Origin of the sequence: Neptuniibacter caesariensis (genome assembly GCF_000153345.1) — a bacterium.
GTDB lineage: Bacteria > Pseudomonadota > Gammaproteobacteria > Pseudomonadales > Balneatricaceae > Neptuniibacter > Neptuniibacter caesariensis.
Map to the genome: position 1 here is coordinate 596,287 of NZ_CH724127.1, position 17,664 is coordinate 613,950.

At 46.5% G+C, this 17,664-nt stretch carries 18 protein-coding genes; 10 read left to right on the top strand and 8 right to left on the bottom strand.

Going from position 1 to position 17,664, the window contains the following annotated elements:
• Both MED92_RS16555 and MED92_RS16560 read left to right on the top strand, forming a co-directional pair.
• On the top strand, positions 1-683 hold a 683-nt coding region (locus MED92_RS16555; protein ID WP_007022735.1), incomplete at its 5' end, for a universal stress protein.
• The gene (locus MED92_RS16560; protein ID WP_007022736.1) at positions 683-946 is read left to right on the top strand and encodes a hypothetical protein; all 264 of its coding nucleotides are present in this window, start codon (positions 683-685) and stop codon (positions 944-946) included. The genes MED92_RS16555 and MED92_RS16560, both read left to right, overlap by 1 nt.
• 4 nt (positions 947-950) lie before the next feature.
• Here MED92_RS16560 and MED92_RS16565 read toward each other — a convergent pair whose 3' ends face one another.
• The gene (locus MED92_RS16565; RefSeq protein ID WP_007022737.1) at positions 951-1,454 is read right to left on the bottom strand and encodes a MarR family winged helix-turn-helix transcriptional regulator; all 504 of its coding nucleotides are present in this window, start codon (positions 1,452-1,454) and stop codon (positions 951-953) included.
• 108 nt (positions 1,455-1,562) lie between these two features.
• Here MED92_RS16565 and MED92_RS16570 point away from each other — a divergent pair, with 108 nt between their 5' ends.
• Entirely contained in the window at positions 1,563-2,462 is a 900-nt protein-coding gene (locus tag MED92_RS16570) for an EamA family transporter (RefSeq protein WP_007022738.1), read from the top strand.
• Between the two features lie 16 nt (positions 2,463-2,478).
• The gene (locus tag MED92_RS16575; RefSeq protein WP_007022739.1) at positions 2,479-3,096 is read left to right on the top strand and encodes a nitroreductase family protein; all 618 of its coding nucleotides are present in this window, start codon (positions 2,479-2,481) and stop codon (positions 3,094-3,096) included.
• A gap of 37 nt (positions 3,097-3,133) precedes the next feature.
• Here MED92_RS16575 and MED92_RS16580 read toward each other — a convergent pair whose 3' ends face one another.
• Entirely contained in the window at positions 3,134-3,754 is a 621-nt protein-coding gene (locus MED92_RS16580) for a LysE family translocator (RefSeq protein ID WP_007022740.1), read from the bottom strand.
• A gap of 308 nt (positions 3,755-4,062) precedes the next feature.
• On the opposite strand from MED92_RS16580, the gene MED92_RS16585 reads away from it, so the two are divergent.
• The gene (locus tag MED92_RS16585) at positions 4,063-4,974 is read left to right on the top strand and encodes a LysR family transcriptional regulator (protein WP_007022741.1); all 912 of its coding nucleotides are present in this window, start codon (positions 4,063-4,065) and stop codon (positions 4,972-4,974) included.
• A 108-nt stretch (positions 4,975-5,082) separates the two neighbouring features.
• Positions 5,083-5,688, top strand: coding sequence for a LysE family translocator (locus MED92_RS16590; RefSeq protein ID WP_007022742.1), 606 nt, complete (start codon positions 5,083-5,085; stop codon positions 5,686-5,688).
• Positions 5,689-5,731: 43 nt separating this feature from the next.
• On the opposite strand, the gene MED92_RS16595 is transcribed toward MED92_RS16590, so the two are convergent.
• Positions 5,732-6,985, bottom strand: coding sequence for a DEAD/DEAH box helicase (locus tag MED92_RS16595; protein WP_007022743.1), 1,254 nt, complete (start codon positions 6,983-6,985; stop codon positions 5,732-5,734).
• A 199-nt stretch (positions 6,986-7,184) separates the two neighbouring features.
• On the opposite strand from MED92_RS16595, the gene MED92_RS16600 reads away from it, so the two are divergent.
• Together MED92_RS16600 and MED92_RS18730 are read left to right on the top strand one after the other, a co-directional pair.
• The gene (locus tag MED92_RS16600; RefSeq protein ID WP_007022744.1) at positions 7,185-8,336 is read left to right on the top strand and encodes a substrate-binding protein; all 1,152 of its coding nucleotides are present in this window, start codon (positions 7,185-7,187) and stop codon (positions 8,334-8,336) included.
• Positions 8,337-10,169 (top strand): sensor domain-containing diguanylate cyclase, encoded by a 1,833-nt coding sequence (locus MED92_RS18730; RefSeq protein WP_007022745.1) that lies wholly within the window; start codon positions 8,337-8,339, stop codon positions 10,167-10,169.
• 35 nt (positions 10,170-10,204) lie between these two features.
• Here MED92_RS18730 and xthA read toward each other — a convergent pair whose 3' ends face one another.
• Complete coding sequence (xthA, locus tag MED92_RS16610) at positions 10,205-11,020, bottom strand: exodeoxyribonuclease III (protein WP_007022746.1); 816 nt, start codon at positions 11,018-11,020, stop codon at positions 10,205-10,207.
• A 175-nt stretch (positions 11,021-11,195) separates the two neighbouring features.
• Here xthA and gorA point away from each other — a divergent pair, with 175 nt between their 5' ends.
• The gene (gene gorA, locus MED92_RS16615) at positions 11,196-12,554 is read left to right on the top strand and encodes a glutathione-disulfide reductase (RefSeq protein ID WP_007022747.1); all 1,359 of its coding nucleotides are present in this window, start codon (positions 11,196-11,198) and stop codon (positions 12,552-12,554) included.
• 46 nt (positions 12,555-12,600) lie between these two features.
• Here gorA and MED92_RS16620 read toward each other — a convergent pair whose 3' ends face one another.
• The 4 genes from MED92_RS16620 to MED92_RS16635 all read right to left on the bottom strand — a co-directional run bounded on the left by MED92_RS16620 (position 12,601) and on the right by MED92_RS16635 (position 17,014).
• Complete coding sequence (locus tag MED92_RS16620; RefSeq protein WP_007022748.1) at positions 12,601-13,788, bottom strand: methyltransferase domain-containing protein; 1,188 nt, start codon at positions 13,786-13,788, stop codon at positions 12,601-12,603.
• Positions 13,789-13,866: 78 nt separating this feature from the next.
• The gene (locus MED92_RS16625) at positions 13,867-14,508 is read right to left on the bottom strand and encodes an SGNH/GDSL hydrolase family protein (RefSeq protein ID WP_007022749.1); all 642 of its coding nucleotides are present in this window, start codon (positions 14,506-14,508) and stop codon (positions 13,867-13,869) included.
• Between the two features lie 44 nt (positions 14,509-14,552).
• Positions 14,553-15,695: a chromate efflux transporter gene (gene chrA / locus MED92_RS16630; RefSeq protein ID WP_007022750.1), complete on the bottom strand. Its 1,143-nt coding sequence runs from the start codon at positions 15,693-15,695 to the stop codon at positions 14,553-14,555.
• Between the two features lie 59 nt (positions 15,696-15,754).
• Positions 15,755-17,014: a glycosyltransferase gene (locus tag MED92_RS16635; RefSeq protein WP_007022751.1), complete on the bottom strand. Its 1,260-nt coding sequence runs from the start codon at positions 17,012-17,014 to the stop codon at positions 15,755-15,757.
• Positions 17,015-17,121: 107 nt separating this feature from the next.
• Here MED92_RS16635 and MED92_RS16640 point away from each other — a divergent pair, with 107 nt between their 5' ends.
• Complete coding sequence (locus tag MED92_RS16640; RefSeq protein WP_007022752.1) at positions 17,122-17,655, top strand: DinB family protein; 534 nt, start codon at positions 17,122-17,124, stop codon at positions 17,653-17,655.
• Positions 17,656-17,664 lie beyond the last annotated feature (9 nt).

A 17,664-nucleotide genomic window follows, 5' to 3' on the forward strand; every position in this document is an offset into this window, starting at 1 on the left:
CCTGTGAATTTGATGCTTGCTGGGATCGCCATACAGCGGAGGGGGTTGTCAGAAAAGTCCTTCGCTTTCAGCCGGATATGGTACTGCACGCCGTACAGCCACATACCCGGATAGGTCACTATCTGTTTGCACCGGTTGATTGGCAGATCGCCCGAAAATGCCCGGTACCTGTGCTGTTTGTAAAAGATCGCTCTTGGCCCGAACGCATGAGGATAGTGGCTTGTATTGACCCTTTGCACGAAGGGGATCGACGAGCAGAGCAAGATAAAAACCTATTGAACAAAACGCTCGCCCTTGCGGATGGTAATCATGAAATGCGCGTGCTGCATTGCTATAACACTTTACCGCACGATGCGATTTTTGATGAACACATGGTGACCGACTATGAAGCGCTGCAAGATAAGGTGGAGAGGAGCCATTTCAAAGAGTGTAATGGCATTTTAGAAGAGTTTGGTTTAAGCACCTCTTCTGATGTTGTCGATATCATCAAAGGTGAATCTGAGCTAACGATCAGTAACTACGCTAAACATAACAACATTGATGTTGTTGTGATGGGGGCTGTTGCCCGAAGCGTGTTTGACCGTTTACTGGTCGGTAGCACTATGGAATATGTGGTGGATCATGTAGATTGTGATGTATTGATTGTTAAACATCCCGACTTTGTTTGCCCCGTATCAGAATAGTGCGTTATCTAATCGGCCTTTTTCTACCAGCATTGTTTCAGGGACTCGTTGTCCTGATCATCATCTCGATGAATCAGGGCAACGGGTCATGGGCAGGCTTAGCTGCTTTCCTTTTAGGTATGATAGCGATACCGCTGACAGCGCTGATTAACGGCCTTTATGTCTGGAAAAATCCACAGGTTTCAATACTCACCGTGATTGCTAAGACATTTAGCTTAGCGGTGATTGCTCCGTTACTTTGCATGGTTACGTTGATCCTTTAGCCGTTTACGCATCTTCCAGAAGGCTTAAAATCTTACGTAGCGCATTATCAAGCTGCTGTTGCTCATCTTCAGTTAGTGGCGAGAGTATTCTTTCCAGGTTTTCTGTATGGGCGGTCACTGCTTTATCAATTAACTGAAAACCTTCTTCCGTCAGTTCCACCAGCATACTGCGAGCGTCTTCCGGGTTTGCCGTTCTTGCAATCAGTCCTCTTTTCTCAAGTCCTTTCAAGCGATGTGTCATGGTTCCTGAGGTGACCATCAAGGTAGAGAAAAGCGCAGTTGGTGCCAGGGAGTAGAGGCTGCCTGCGCGGCGCAGGGTTGCCAGTACATCGAATTCCCAGTAGTTAAGCCCATATTCTGCAAAGGTTTTTTCTAGCTTGTGCTGAACCAGTGCAGAACTGCGTTTGATTCTTCCGGGGATCCCCATCAGTTCAGAATTCAGTTCAGGGCGTTCGTTTTTCCATTGATCAACAATTAGATCAACCGCATCCATTTTTTTATCGGCCATAATAAAAATCCTATTTTATCTTGAGTTCAAGATAAATTGATGTCATTGTTTAATTATATCTTGAATTCAAGATAAATTTCTATTCTCACTTTAGCAGAGGCTTGGTTTATGAATATTGGTCTGAGCGGTGTCATTCTTTTAACTGCGCTGGCACCGATGATTTGGGGATCAACCTATATTGTCACGACGGAATTGCTACCTGCAGACATGCCTTTTACGGCTGCTTGTATTCGTGTTCTACCGGCAGGCTTATTGTTGGTGCTTTATAGTCGAAACCTTCCCAAGGCGAATGAGCTGGGCAAGTTATTGGTATTGGCTGGATTAAATATTGGATTTTTCCAGGCTCTTTTATTTGTCGCGGCTTATCGGTTGCCTGGCGGGATTGCTGCGGTCCTGGGGGCTTTACAACCGATTATGGTCATGGGGTTTATCTGGCTTTGTGACCAGAAGCGCCCCGCCGTTGTTAGTTTGATAGCCGCAATCTTTGGGGTTTTAGGTATGGCTGTGATGCTGATATCCCCTAATGGTCACTGGGATCTGATTGGGATACTGGCTGCTTTCTTCGGTGCGATGTTCATGGCATTGGGGACTTTTCTTTCACAACGTTGGCAGAATTCGATGCCACTTCTGGGCTTTACGGGTTGGCAGTTATTGCTGGGCGGGTTGATGTTACTACCCATTTCACTGCTGTTGGATCCGCCGATGCCGGAACTGGGCATTTCAGAACTGCTGAGCTTTAGCTATCTGTCACTCTTTGGTGCGTTGCTCGCTTATGTGATCTGGTTCAGAGGGTTATCTAAATTGCCGTCGGTGGCGGTTTCCTCCTTGGGTCTGTTAAGCCCGATCAGTGCGGTTATCCTCGGGTGGGTGTTTCTTGATCAGGCTCTTTCAGGGGGAACGCTCTTTGGCATGATCGTTGTGTTGCTGAGTGTTTTGATCGTGCAGTTAGCAACGGTATCCATTCCCAAAATCTCAATTCGTAAATTTGTCCTCTTGCTTAAAAACTAACTATTGGAGTTGAACTATGAGTAATCAGTTGGAATCTATATTGCAGTCACGGGCTTCTGTGGGTAAGTACCAAACAGGTAAGCAGATCCCGCAGCAGGATATACAGGAGCTTCTGCGTCTGGCCACGCTGTCACCGTCGGCGTTTAATATGCAGAACTGGCACTTCCTGGTGGTGAACTCGGATGAGGCTAAGCAACGGTTACACCCGATCGCTTACTATCAGCCACAGATACTCGATGCCTCTGCAACGGTTGTTATCTGCGGTGATCTGGATGGTTATCAGCGCCTGGAAGAACGTTTAACCCCGAGTGTGGAAGCGGGCATCCTGAATGATGAGATCGTTAAGGGATGGTCTGAGATGGTTAACTCCGGTTTTGCCGACAACCCCCAAGCACAAAGGGATGAGGCGGTTAGGGCTGCTTCATTGGCAGCTATGACGCTGATGTTGGCAGCATCGGGTAAAGGCATAGCTTCAGGTGCGATGAGTGGTTTTGATGCGCAAGGCCTGCAAAAAGAGTTTGGGCTAGCTAAAGAGCGCCTGCCTGTTCTACTGGTCACTTTGGGATACCCTGACCAAGCAAGCTGGCCACAAAAACCACGGGTGTCAGTTCAGGACGTGATGTCGATTGTGTAAAGCGTCGGGAGCAGCATAGGACTGCTCCCGAAAATATTCACGCCAGGTAAGTCTCACGTAGCTCGTTGAGCACCGGTAGGACGGAGACCACTAAAAGTAGGGCCATTGAGACGTTAAACATGCGTTGATAGTTGGGCTGATTTAGAAAGCGTTTTAGAACTGAGCCAAACAGTAGCCAGCTACCAACACAGGGAAAGCTAACAGCAAAGAACGACAGGCTGATCGCCATTACCTGTATAAGCATTTCAGTGCTTTGTGAGGTAAAAGCAGCCACAGCACCCGTTGCCATCACCCAGGCTTTCGGGTTGATCCATTGGAACAGGGCTGCCTGCATAAAGGTTAAGGGTTTAGATTCTTGTTCTTTGCTTTCTAGCGAAGATGGTGCAGCAGATGCCACCAGCCAGGCCAGATAAAGAAGATAGGCAACCCCGAGAACTTTAATGATCTCATGAAGAATAGGGAACTTATCAAAGATGGTGCTGAAACCCAGGCCTACAGCTGCCACCATCAGTGGGAATCCCAGACAGATGCCTACCAGGTGTGGAACGCTACGTTTAATCCCATAATTCAATCCCGAAGTCATAATCATAATGTTATTCGGTCCCGGCGTTATGGTAGATGAAAACGCAAACACCAAAATGGCGATATAGAGTTCCATATTGTGGCCTCCGTGCAGATGATAAAAAAGTTGATGATGCTTATTATCCAGTCTGACCTGGATAGGGTACAGATTCAGAAATGCTAAAAACGAGGTGCACAGATTTCTGATAAATACAGTTATCGTCAGTAATTAACAGTACAGATTGTAAATATGGTAGACGGCGGTAAACACTGTATCTGCTGAAACTTATAAATTGAGGCATTTTCGCTTTTTACAAGTCAGGTTGATTATCTTTAACCGCTAGGATGCTTTCCTAAGGGAAAGGGGTAAACTAGGGAACCTGCGACTGAGAAGTAGAGTAAACATTGAATCGATTAAACCTAAATCTACTGCGTGCATTGGCAGTTATGCTTGAAGAGCGGCATGTGACCCGTGCAGCAGAACGTTTGCACCTTACCCAGTCAGCCTTGAGCAGACAATTGAGCCAGTTAAGGGAGCATTTCTCCGATCCACTTCTGATCAGGGAGGGTAATGAATACTTGCTCAGTGCGCGTGCGAAACAACTGTTACCCAAGATTCAGGCAATCCTCACTGAGGTAGATGAGTTAAGCGAAGGCGACAGTTTTGACCCTTTGCAGTGCAGACGTCGGTTCAGCTTTGCCTGTACTGATCATGTTGCCCAGTTTATTTTTCCTGAAATCTTAGGGCGTTTACGTGATGAAGCGCCAGGAATTGATATTACTTTTGAGATGTGGCGCCCTGAATGGCTGGGTCGTTTAGGTCAGCTGCCACTGGATATTGCCTCAACCACTACTGCGAATCTTCCAGAGAATGTGCGGAGTATTCATATCGGTCAGGATAGCCCTGTATGCCTGATGGCCGAAAACCACCCTTTAGCCGCGTGTGAGCTTAGTATCGAAAAGATGCTGGAATATCCCTTCCTACGCCTGAATAGTGGTGGAGATAAAGATTCTTTCTTTGATAAAGCGCTCGAGTCGATGGGATTGCAACGGCGTATTCAATATGAAGTGCCTTTCTTTTCTGCCGCTTTTCAGGCATTGGAAGGGAGCTCGTTACTGATGATTCTGCCTCATCACATTGCTATGAATGCTCTGGAACACTTCCCTTTGGCGGTAGCTCAGCTCCCGTTAGCGGAAGTACCAAAGAATCAGTATCACATGTGTTGGCACGAGGTTCATGATCAGGATCCAGCCCATAGTTGGTTGCGCCAGTTGATTGCTGAGGTACTGAGGAAGGAGATGTATCTGGAGTCATAACGGTTAACTATTAGTTATGATTCTAAATCATGGTAATGATGTTTAATTTGCATTTTTGTAATGTCTGATCAAGCACTACACTAGCCCTGTTTTCTATAGGGGTGTGAAATGTCGTTAGCTATCTGGATCTCTTTTGTCATTGTTTGTGTGCTTGGAACTATTTCTCCAGGACCTAGCCTTGCCGTTGTATTAAAACAAACCTTGAGTAATGGACGTCAGCATGGTGTGGTGACTGCGCTCAGCCATTCTGCGGGTGTCGCCTTATGGGCATTGCTGACGGTATGGGGGCTTGGTGTTGTCGTAGAGCAGCACCCCTTACTCTATAAGGTATTGACCTATACTGGTGCGGTTTACCTGGCCTGGCTGGGGATTAAAGCGATTCGTTCTGCCGGTAACTCAGGTCTGGCCGCCAAGGGCAGTAAAGGCCCTCTTTCAGAGGCTGCTCGTGATGGGGCGATGATCTCGGTTATGAACCCCAAACTTGCTATCTTCTTTATCGCACTGTTTTCACAGTTTGTCGCTGTGGATCAGACCGTGCTAGAGAAATTTATCCTGCTTATCACCGTGGTTGTGATCGATATTCTTTGGTTCTGTGGCGTGGCGCTTTTACTCTCTCAAGAGCGTGTCGTTAAAGCGTTGGAGAAACAGTCAAAGAAAATCGATCGCGTCAGTGGTTTGGTGATGATCGGCTTGGCAGTTAGGGTTGCGTTTTAGGTTCAGGATAGAGTCAGCCGGAGTCAGCCGGAGTCAGCTGGCCTTAACTATTCTTCGCCGCCAACGCTGCGGCTTCTCTTAATTTATCTTTCTTGCTTTTACGTTTGCCTTTCACAGGAGCCTGGCCTTTTTTCTGAGTGACTTCCTTAGGCGGTTCTTGAGCCCTTTCAAATCCAGGGATCTGTTCCCGTGGAATTTTCATGCGGATACGTTTTTCGATCAGCTTAAAGTGTGCATCACTCTCATGATCGACAAAGGAGATGGCTAAACCCGCTTCACCCGCCCTGGCAGTTCGGCCTGCCCGGTGAACATAGTCGGATGTTGCTCTGGGAAGGTCATAGTTGAGCACGCAGGGCAGGGACGGGATATCAATACCTCGTGCGGCCAGATCTGTGGCAATAAGGATTTTACAGCGGCCTTTGCTGAAATCTTCCAAAGCACCAAGGCGCTCTTTTTGGGTCAGATCACCATGCAGGGTCGAGGACTGGATTCCAGATCGATACAGTTTAAGTTCAATATTATTCGCCGTTCGTTTGCTACCTACAAAGATAAGTAATTGCTGCCATTTTTCCTGTTTGATCAGGTGCTTCAATAGCATGGTCCGGTTATTTCGATCGACCTCAATAGCCCTTTGATGCAGCTGATCGGGTAGGGTTGCTTCCTGTTTAACCGATATTTCAACAGGGTTGCGGAGTAACTCCTCCGTCAGCTCTTTGACTTTGTCAGGGAAGGTTGCAGAAAACAACAAGGTTTGAACGTTTCCTGGTGTTTGATCCAGAATGTCATCAAGCTCATCGGCAAAACCAAGATCCAGCATCCTGTCGGCTTCATCCAAAACCAGTGCTTTAAGACCACGAAGGTCAAGTGCATTTTTACGCATCAGATCCAGAAGGCGCCCCGGTGTTGCGACCACAATATCGCAGCCTTTACTCAATGACTGCATCTGCGGATTGATCGCTGCCCCACCGTAGATCGCGACACTGCGGATTTTACGGGGGCAGTTTTCACTGTATCTATCAACAGATTGACTCACTTGAACGGCTAATTCACGGGTAGGGACCAATACCAGGGCATGTGTCAGATTGTTACCCGGTGCTGGAATCGAATGCAGTTTCTCAAGCAAGGGAAGGACAAACCCTGCGGTTTTTCCTGAGCCAGTTTCTGCGGCAGCGATTAAATCATGCCCTTTGAGTACAGCGGGGATCGCTTTGTCCTGAATGGCGGTGGGTTCTTTATACCCAAGGGAGCTAAGCGTAGAGGTGAAAAAATCGGAAAGACCAAGAGAAACGAATGACATATAAAGAGCTGAGCCTGAATATAAAAACTCTATTCTATCAGAATTAAATAGCGGCCTTGGGCTAATCTTCAAGGCAGATAATTTCTGTTGCTACCTTTTATCTCAGTATAAGTGGCTGAATAGACGATATAATATAGGTAGAGCTGGATAGGAAAGTAAGTTTACAGAGGATGTTTCCACCGTCAGTTTGAGGAATGGAATGGGTACTTTGTATAAAACATGTTTGGTTTTGCTTACTTTTCTGCTGATAGCGAGTTGTTCGGCGCAAAAAGAGCCGATCAAAATTGGCGTTGTATTACCGCTTACAGGCCCTTTTGAAATCTATGGCCAGCAAGGTTTAAATGGTGCACTGCTCGCGGTTGAAGATATCAATCAGCGAGGAGGTGTGCTCGGCCATCCGATTGAATTGGTGGTGAGAGACAATCAAACCGATCCAGCTTTATCTGTTAGGTTAAGCCGAGAGCTTATCCAGATTGAAGATGTGTTTGCGCTATTAGGCCCTGTCAGTAGTGCGGCCAGATATGCGATGTTTGATGTAGCGAATCAGTTCAAAATACCTATGTTTTACGGCATCGATTATGAAGGGAGGCACTATAATCGCTACCTCGTCTGCTACAGCACCGTTCCTGAACATTACGTTGATCCTGTTATACCTTACCTTATAGAGCGTTCTGGCGATCGCTTTTATATTTTTGGCTACGATTACATCTGGCCCCATCGAATGTCGGAAAGAATTGTTGCTGAGGTTAATCGGGCGGGGGGAAAGATCAGTGGTAGAGAGTTCACCGCGTTCAATATTAAGGATTACAGCGCTGTTTTTGAAAGAATTAACCAGGCTGAAACGGATAACCTAATGCTTATACTGCCGGGTGCAGATGGGTTCCGTTTTCTGGAACAGATGGCCGAATTCAAATTTTCTAAGCCTTTAAAAACGGTCGCGTTTGCAGCCGATGAAACCTATCTGAATACAGTGAAACCTTCGGCACTGGAAGGCGTGATTTCCCCTTTGCATTTTGTCAGTGAGCGTCAGAACCCGGTTTTTAGCCGGTTTGTGGAGCGCTACCGTGAACGCTATGGAGAAAGTGCATCTGTAACTTATGCCAGTAAGTCGCATTATGACCTTATCTTTTTCTTTAAAGGTGCTTTGGAAAAAGCGGGAGAGATGGATCGAGAGCGGATGTTAGATGCGCTTGAGGGTTTAACTTTATACAGTGGTGAATCAAAAGTTACGCTTCGCGGAGATAACCATTTTAATCTGCCCATGTTTTTAGCCGAGTATCAGTCAAACAGATTAAATGTCACTAAAGCGTTAGGCACAATTTATCCTGATGACCAGAGAAAGGTTGATTAGATGTTGACGCTGAGAAAGAAGATCTTCATCTGGCTGTTACCGCTTGCGATATCTATTTTGCTGTTCGCCTATGCCTACTATAAAGCGCGTGAAGCGGTAATTGTTGAGCACATCTTACAAATCACAGAACTGAGTGCGGCGGTTGGAGAGAGGGAAATAGGTCACTATCTGACGTTGCGGGAAAGTGAGTTCAAGTTGATGGAATCGGCTATGGACCTCTGCCTCAGGCCGCATGCTGGTTTAGAAGAGGCCAGCCAGAACGCGCTACGTTTCGCTAGTGGCTTTTCAGCCATAGTGGTTTCGGACGCTTACGGTGAAGTTATTCATACCGAGTTATCTTCCAATCAAAGTAACCAATATGTTCTTCGTAAAAATATAATCGGTCGTGAGGCTTTCGCTCGTTTGGACTTTTTAGAGGTGGAACATCGCTTTGATGAGTGGAAGCGAAAACTACCCGATCTAAGAAGGAAAAAGCGGGATCTGTTATCTGAAGTACAGCAGCTAAAAAATCGTGGCGAAGTTAATTCAATTCGTTATAGAGATATCCAGAGACAGCTCTTCGATATGCGAGCATTACTGAAGTCTCCCCATGCGGTTGTTACGCTGTCAGGTTATGAGTTAAGCAATGCTTTGGGTTTACCTTTTTCGGGCGATACTTTCCTGTTTACTAAACCATTACAAAACTGTGAGAACCAGTTGCTTGGCTATTACACGGCTTATCTGGATCGAACTCAATTAGAAGATCAAATATTTACGATCAAGAACCGCTTGATTGACAATGGTTTGAAGCGGGCTGAAGTTGCGTTAATCGATAATAACGAACAGCGGTTTATCACGGATATTCGTTTGATTGATCAGGAAAAGTTTAGAAAAAGCCATCAATCTTTGATTGATTCCCCGGTTATGAACCCTTTTTTTTCGGGGATAGTCGTTAAGCGAAACATTGAGTTCTCTAAGTCTTTGATGGAAAACTCGCATCTTCACAATGATACTGAACGCTTTCATAGTTTGGCCGAAAAAGTTTGGGCTGAACGCTCAAAAGGCATCAGTCTGTTAGTGTTTATATCTGACCAAGAGATAAAGAAACTTTGTGATCAACTCATGCAGGAAGTGCTTTTCTGGAGCGCTTTACTGATCGCAATCTTTGCCGCATTAGTAACTTTACTGTCTCGGCACATTGTCGAACCTATTCTAAGTCTAAAAGAGCATGCTACTGCGCTGGCTGAGGGAAAGCGACAGAAAATCTCTGCCATGACTCAGAGAGGAGATGAGATTGGATTACTGGCTGAATCATTTGACCGTATGGCTGCAGCAGTCGAGACCAAAGAAAAAGTGCTCACTGAGATGGCTAGTCATGATCCTCTTACAGGTTGCCTGAACCGTCGAGCGCTGTTCTCAGCTGCCAGGGAGGAACTGCGAAGGGCCAGTCGAAGCGGTTCTAAATTATGTGTGTGCCTTATGGACCTTGACTATTTCAAGCGGATTAATGATCGATTCGGCCACCAAGTGGGTGACAATGTCTTACGAGAGTTCAGTTCAGTGGTGAACAGTTGCCTGCGTGTTGAAGATAAGTTTGGCCGGATTGGCGGAGAAGAATTTGCGGTCTTACTCATAGGAAGCGGGCTTGAGTCTGCGGTTGAAGTCGCTGAGCGTATCCGAATGGAGGTCATGAAAATTGCCCTTCAGGGTATTGAACATGAAGATCTGGAAGTCACTGTGAGTATCGGGGTTAGTGAGTGGGCGGAAGTCGAACCTTTCGAGCAAGCTTTATCCAGAGCGGATGAGAAAATGTATAAAGCGAAAAATATGGGGCGTAATCAGGTACAAAGCTGACTGGAGTAGGCTAACTGCTCCAGTCAGCGATAGGTTTAAATATCCAGTTCTGTCCAGATAGGCGCATGGTCAGAAGGTTTTTCCATACCGCGAAGTTCATAGTCAACGCCGGCATCAGCACATTTTTCCAATAAAGGGGCTGTCAGCAGAATCCCATCGATACGCAGGCCTCGTCTAGGCTCTGCTTCAAACCCGCGTGAACGGTAATCAAACCAGCTAAATACCTGGTCTTCGTCAGGGTTAAGGTGGCGGAAACTATCGGTTAATCCCCAGCCAGTTAGTTTTGCATACCACTCGCGCTCTTCTGGCTGGAAGCTGGCTTTGCCGGTTTTTAGCCAGCGTTTGCGGTTCGGCTCACCAATACCAATATCTTTATCTTCAGGCGAGATATTCAGATCGCCCATGACTACGATGTTTTGATCAGCGCTGCAGTGCTCTTCAAGATGTGCCTGAAGATCCGCATAGAATTTGCGCTTAGCAGGGAATTTAACCTCATGGTCAACACTTTCTCCCTGTGGGAAGTAACCATTCATAACACGTACTGTATTACCTGAATCGGTTTCGTAATCACCCATAATCATGCGGCGTTGAGCATCTTCTTCGTCTGTCAGGTAGCCTTTTTGTACGTTAGTGAGAGGCTTTTTCGAAATCAGGCAAACACCGTAATGGCCTTTTTGGCCGTGTATCTCAACGTGATAGCCCATTGCTTCGACATCTGTCAGGGGAAATGCTTCGTCGTGTACCTTGGTTTCCTGAAGACCGATCACGTCCGGCTGATATTTATCGATTACCGCCTGAAGTTGGTGTAGGCGGGAGCGAAGTCCATTTACATTGAAGCAGATCAGTTTCATGACTAAGGATTCCTGGTGAAAATAAAAAACGCATTCTAGTGAACAAAGCTACACTTTCATACTCATAATGGATTAGTAAAACCTATTGGGGTATTTAAGTTTCTTAATTGGTACCCATAATAAGGTTTAAGTAGAGTTGCTCTATCAACAAGTTTCACAAGATAAGGAGCCGGATGTGGCGGAATATGATTTTGATCTGTTTGTAATTGGTGCTGGTTCTGGCGGTGTGCGTGCAGCGCGTATGGCGGCAGGTATGGGCGTTAAAGTTGCTATTGCTGAAGATCGCCATCTGGGTGGGACTTGTGTGAATGTTGGTTGTGTACCGAAGAAACTGTTTGTCTATGCTTCTCATTATGCCGAGAGCTTTGAGGAAGCAGCAGGTTTTGGCCTGACGCATAACGGAGTGAATTTTGATTGGCCAACGCTGCGTGACAACAAAACTAAAGAGATTGAGCGCCTAAACGGTATCTATCAGAACCTGTTGGTTAATTCCGGTTGTGAACTGATTAACGGCCGAGCTGTGCTGGTTGATCCCCATACGGTTGCGGTAGGTGACAAACAGTACACGGCGGAACGTATTCTTGTTGCTGTGGGTGGCTGGCCAAATATTCCAGACATCCCGGGTAAAGAGCATATCATCAGCTCTAACGAAGTGTTTTATCTTGAAGAATTCCCTAAGCGCGCGCTTGTTGTTGGGGGCGGTTATATCGCTGTAGAGTTTGCCGGTATCTTTGCAGGTTTAGGTGCTGAAACGAAATTGGCATATCGTGGTGATCTCTTCTTGCGTGGTTTCGATCGTGAGATTCGTGAATTTACAGCGCAGGAAGTAGCTAAAAAGGGTGTGGATCTGCTGTTCAATAACAATATTGAGTCTATTGAAAAGCAGAGTGATGGTTCCTACCTGGCGAAGATGACAGATGGCTCGACGATCGAGACTGATCTGATTATGTATGCGACGGGCCGGAATCCTAAAGTGGAAGGTCTGGGACTTGAAGCGGTAGGTATCGAACAGGGCAAGAATGGTGCGATCGTCGTTAATGATGATTTCCAGACCAATGTCCCTTCTGTTTATGCTGTAGGTGATGTGATTGATCGTGTTCAGCTGACACCGGTTGCGCTTGCTGAGGGTATGGCTCTGGTACGTAATCTGTATGCGGGCATGAATCAGAAAGTTGATTATGATCTGATTCCAACGGCGGTTTTCTGCCAGCCTAATATTGGTACTGTAGGGTTGAGCGAAGAACAGGCTCGTGAACAGTATGAGAATATCGAAGTTTATAAATCTGAATTCCGTGCAATGAAGCATACGATCAGTGGTAGTGAAGAACGTACCTTTATGAAGATGCTGGTGGATGCAGATTCCCGAAAAGTCTTGGGCGTACATATGGTAGGCCCTGATGCGGGAGAGATCATTCAGGGTATCGGTATCGCTTTGAAAGCCGGAGCCACTAAAGAGGTGTTCGATTCAACTATTGGTATCCACCCTACGGCGGCTGAAGAGTTCGTTACAATGCGTGAGCCAAGTTCAAATTAACTCACCGTTTTATTAAGCTTAAAATGGGCCCGCGCAGCGGGCCTTTTTATTGTTTTCGTAATAACAAACATTGGTACCCAAACTGCCCAGCGTATTGCTCAAACATATCGATTTCGGCATCGCTGTCGTCATAGGCCCGGTGTTCTCCACGTTTGCCCCTGAGTATCTGAAGCTGGTTGCGCATGTCCTGATGAAAGCTGTCCCATGCAGACTGAGGTAGCGTTTTACTAACGATTAACTCAAAGCCAGCTTGTTGGGCTTGTTGTTCTCGGGTTGCGACATTACTCATTTCGGGGTAAGCGTCTTGCCAGAAGTGCTGCGGTTCCGGATCCGGTTTATCGGTCAGCCAGCACATCTCAGTGATGAATAGATAGCCATCATCACTGAGTAAGGGCTTCCAGGTTTTTAACGCATTAGTAAAGCCCATAATGTAGGCACTCCCTTCTGACCAGATAAGATCAAACTGCTTTTCTTTAAAGGGTGGGGAGAGCATGCTGGCGTCTATAACAGATACCCGATCTTCTAATCTTTCCGATTTAACCCATTTGCTAAGCTGATCAAGAAAGGTTTTAGCGTTATCGAGTGCAGTGATATTCGCGTTCAGATGTTCAACCAGGAACTGGGTGCCGGCACCTGTGCCAGAGCCCATGTCCAGGATAGACTTAATCTGTTCGTGGCTATCGATGTGTGAAAGTATTTCCAGATTTAAGGTGCTATCCCCTGGGCCCTGGCGCCTCATGTTGAGAAATAGCTCGTAAAAGCGTTCGGTATAGTCGTCATTGCCAGTCATATCTTTGGATATCCATCGAATTTGTAATGCTTGTAGTTCACTGAAACCCTGAGTTTTAAGCCAATTAAAATAAGTTTCGGGGGTTTGCCTTTCGAAATTTTGCTGCCAGTTACGGCTCTTTTCGCTGCTGCTTACACCAGATAATGCCTGTAGAATTGAATAGGCTTGTTCTAGTCTGTTTATCTGCTCAGCTAAAGAGGATAAACGTTCATGCATTTGGCCAGGAGTTAGCTTTCCTTGAAGGCATGACAGGCTTTCAGAAAGGCTTAAACCACCCGCTTGTAACAGTTTAATAGCGCGGAGCTTATCTATTTCAGATTGGGGGAACAGTCGATAATTATTCGCAGGGTTTCTAACCGCAGTGATAAGCCCTCGACGTTCATAATAGAGAAGTGTCGATCGACTAATATCGAGGGTTTCACAGACCTGAAAAACAGTAAACATACAATGGCCATAGTTAAGTTCGATAACTAACTTAAACTATGAACCATTAGACAGGTCAACAGATAGATCAAATAATGCTTATTCCTGGATTATCTGGGCTATCTCTTTGGCGATAGCTTCACCCAGTGTTTGGTGCTGTGGAGGGTCTAAATGGATACCGTCGACAACGCTTGCATCAGTTACCGAAGATGAATCGAAAAAGTTGCAGTTGTGCTCCTGGCATATCTGTTTCAATAGGTCACTATGCCCCTCAGCTCTGAGTTCTGCCTTTTGGAATTTATGTGCGATAGGTCCTTTAGGTTTGACCATTTTAGGTGGGGCGATAACCATAATTTCCGGAATGGGCATGCCGGGTTCGATGGGGGCCTGACGAACGATATTGATCAGTTTTGCCATGCCTTGAGCTGATAACCAAGCATCATTGTTATGGGTGTTTTGGAAATCGTTAGTACCTAGCATTAGTACAACGAGCCTTAATGGTGAGTGCATCTCTATTACCTGAGCGAGATGCTCTGAACCATCGCGGCCCGGTTTGAATGGATCACTCCAGGTGGTTCGGCGACCATTCAGGCAGTTCTCAAGAATACGTACATTCATACCCAGAGCACGGAGACCATTTTCACATACCCCTGGCCAGCGTTGCTCAAATGTTAGGCGCTTTCGGGTATCCGGAATAATGCCCCAGGTTAAGCTGTCTGAATAAACGAGAATCTGTTCCATGATTAAATATCCTCCGCTTTAGAGGTTTTATCATAGTGGCTGACTCAGATGCAAAGCCAGCCTGCAAGTGCGAACGCTGATACAAGCAGCAGAATGGGAGGTTTAAATTTTTGCAGAATAAAGAAACCTATCACAACCAGGGCCATATCTTGACCGGATGAAACCCCGCTGACGAATACTGGCTGGTAAAGGGCTGAAAGCAATAGCCCCACAACGGCCGCGTTGATTCCCCATACCGCGCCGGCTACTTTAGGTCGGGTTGCAAGAGATTCCCATGCGCCTTGCAGGCTGAGAACCAATAGAAAGCCTGGCAGGAATACGCCAAGTGTCGCAACGAGCGCACCTAACAGGGCAAAATCTTTTTGCAGATCGGCCCCCAGGAAGGTTGCTAATGTAAACATAGGCCCCGGAATCGCTTGAGCAGCGGCGTAGCCTAATAGAAAACGATTAGGATCAACTGCTTCTCCCAGAGTTTGTTGGAGTAGTGGCAGTACAACATGCCCGCCACCAAAAACCAGGCTCCCTGCCTGGTAGAAAGCAGAGAACAGTGCGGCCCAATCTGAAACAAGCGCAACAACCGGCAAACCAATGAATAGCACTACAAAGATAAGCAGCGGGATTTTAGCTGGTTTGGTCGTATTGTTAGTGTCTGTACTTGAATCTGATTTCTTTAACCAAATTCCCAAGAGTGCGGCAATAATTAATACCCAAAATTGCGTCCACAGCGATGGTGCTATTAGTAATGCGCAGGCAGTTAGTATCGCGATGCTGAGCGTCCGGTTATCCTGACAAAAACTGCGCTGCATACTCAGTGTCGCATCGGCAACGACAACTACTGCCAATAGTTTCAGTCCATGGACCGCTCCCGACAGGGGGGAGCCGCTTTCAGTATCGCTTGTTGCCAGGAAATATAGGATCAGAAAGGAGGGTAGGGTAAAGCCAACGAAGGCTGCTATACCGCCAGCTAAACCGGCCTGTCTTAATCCAAGTGCAAACCCTACCTGGCTTGAACCCGGGCCGGGTAGAAACTGACTGAGTGAGATAAGGCGGGCGTAGGCATCTTGTTCAATCCACTTTAAGTCCTGAACAAAGGTCTTCTGAAAATAACCAAGGTGTGCGGCAGGTCCACCAAAGCTGGTACAGCCCAGCAACAGAAATCGCCAGAAAACTTCAAAAGCTCGCTGCATTCTATCTACCCGTTTTCGTTAAAAATAGCGCAGATTAAGACAAAACTGTTACAAGGTGGTTACGCAGTTTGATCAGATTCCAGCTTGTTTTTTGCCTCAATCCATTGCGACATATACTGTGTGCTCTTAAGGCTATGGTGGTTAAGCATCTGCCCCATAAAATTGTTTAAGCGGTGTTGCTGCAGATTATTTTTAATTGCCTCAATTCTGTTAATCAGCATAGGTCCTGTCATCGAGCCATCATAGCGGGCTGACAAAACTGTACGGCTATAGCTGTTAGCTTCTTCCCAGGCTGTTTGGTTACTGTACAGTGAAACGGCTGCCTGAATAAACGCTTCATCGGTATCGGCAACCTTGCCAGGCCAATGCTGTTCATCGTCGAGCATCCCCTCACTGCCGATAGCGGTTGTGACACTTGGCGTTTGGCAAACCATTGCATCCAGTAGCTTACCTTTTATTCCAGCCCCGAAGCGCAGCGGCGCTAAACAAACTTTGGCTGAACTTATAACCTGATAGGCTCTGTCCGCCCATCCTTTGATAAGAAACCCGGTTTTGGGGTTATGCAAAGCCGTTGCTTTTGGGGGAGGATAAGCGCCCCAGATGTGAAGCTCTGCTTCAGGGTGGCCTTGCTCTTTTAAACGTTTACGTACCTCAGGCCAGAGTTTTTGCATCTGTAGGACTGAATCCCAGTTAGGGGCGTGCCTGAAGTTACCGATCATCATAAAGTGCTGGCGATCAGCATAGCCAGGGCAATGCTCCGGGAGTTTTGCAAGATCGAGAAGAAAAGGTTGATGATGAATGATCGCTGCCGGCACTTTGAATTTTTGTTGTAACAGATCAAATTCAAAATCAGAGATAATCAGGGAAAGGTCGCAACGAAAGATCGCCGCGATTTCTCGTTTTGCAAGGTCGGAGAGCAGGTCGCCATCTTCCATTTTCCGCTCTTTCTTGATCGCATGATGTCGGGCATTGCGTAAGCATTGCAGATCTTCAGTATCTAAGATCCTCAGCGCTTCAGGGCAGCACTTTTCAACTCGCCAGCCAAACTGCTCCTCCATCATGAAACGGTCAAACATGACAATGTCAGGCTGTAGTTCAGTGACATACTGGTCAAAACTGCTGCAGTTCAGCGCAATAGGATGATAGCTGATTCCTTCATCCTGAAGGTCTATCATATGCTCGGTTTTCTGTGCCGGGCTGGCAAAATTGACCCGCCAGCCTTGCTGACGAAAAAGCCTGAGTAGCGAGGTCATATGGTAGCCCGCAGCTGAGGAGTTGGGTTCCGGCCATACATAACCAATTACCAGCACAGAGAGCATATTAAGGACCTGATCAATTAAAGCGGACTATTTTACCTACTATGGGGCAGCTTTCTACAAGTTGTCATCTTAGTCTGTTTAGATTGTTTCTCTGCATAGGAGGCAATATGACATTGAAAGACCATTTCGAGCTTATGGCTCAATACAATCAATGGATGAATGAGAGTCTGTATGAAGCAGTTTCTGAACTGTCGGCAGCATCTTTGGAAAAAGATGAAGGCGCGTTTTTTGGTTCAATATCGGGCACCCTGAATCATGTGATGGTGGGGGATATTATCTGGCTCAAGCGCTTTGCTGAGCACCCTGCGGGCTATGCTGCTTTGACCACAGTAAAGGCTATGCCTCAACCCCAAGGTCTCGGGGCTACTCTGCATTCTGATTTTGACGATCTGCGAAATGCTCGCTACTTATTGGATCGTACGATAATAGAGTTTTGTGATCAGATAGAAGTTTATGATCTGAATCTCCCCTTAGCTTACTGCAATATGCAGGGTTACAAGTTTGAGAAGCGTTTTGGTTATCTGCTCCAGCATTTTTTTAACCATCAAACTCATCACCGCGGACAGGTGACTACGCTTCTGAGCCAAAAGGGAATGGATTTGGCGATTACTGATCTATTGGCCGTGATACCTGAAGCATGACCTGACCGG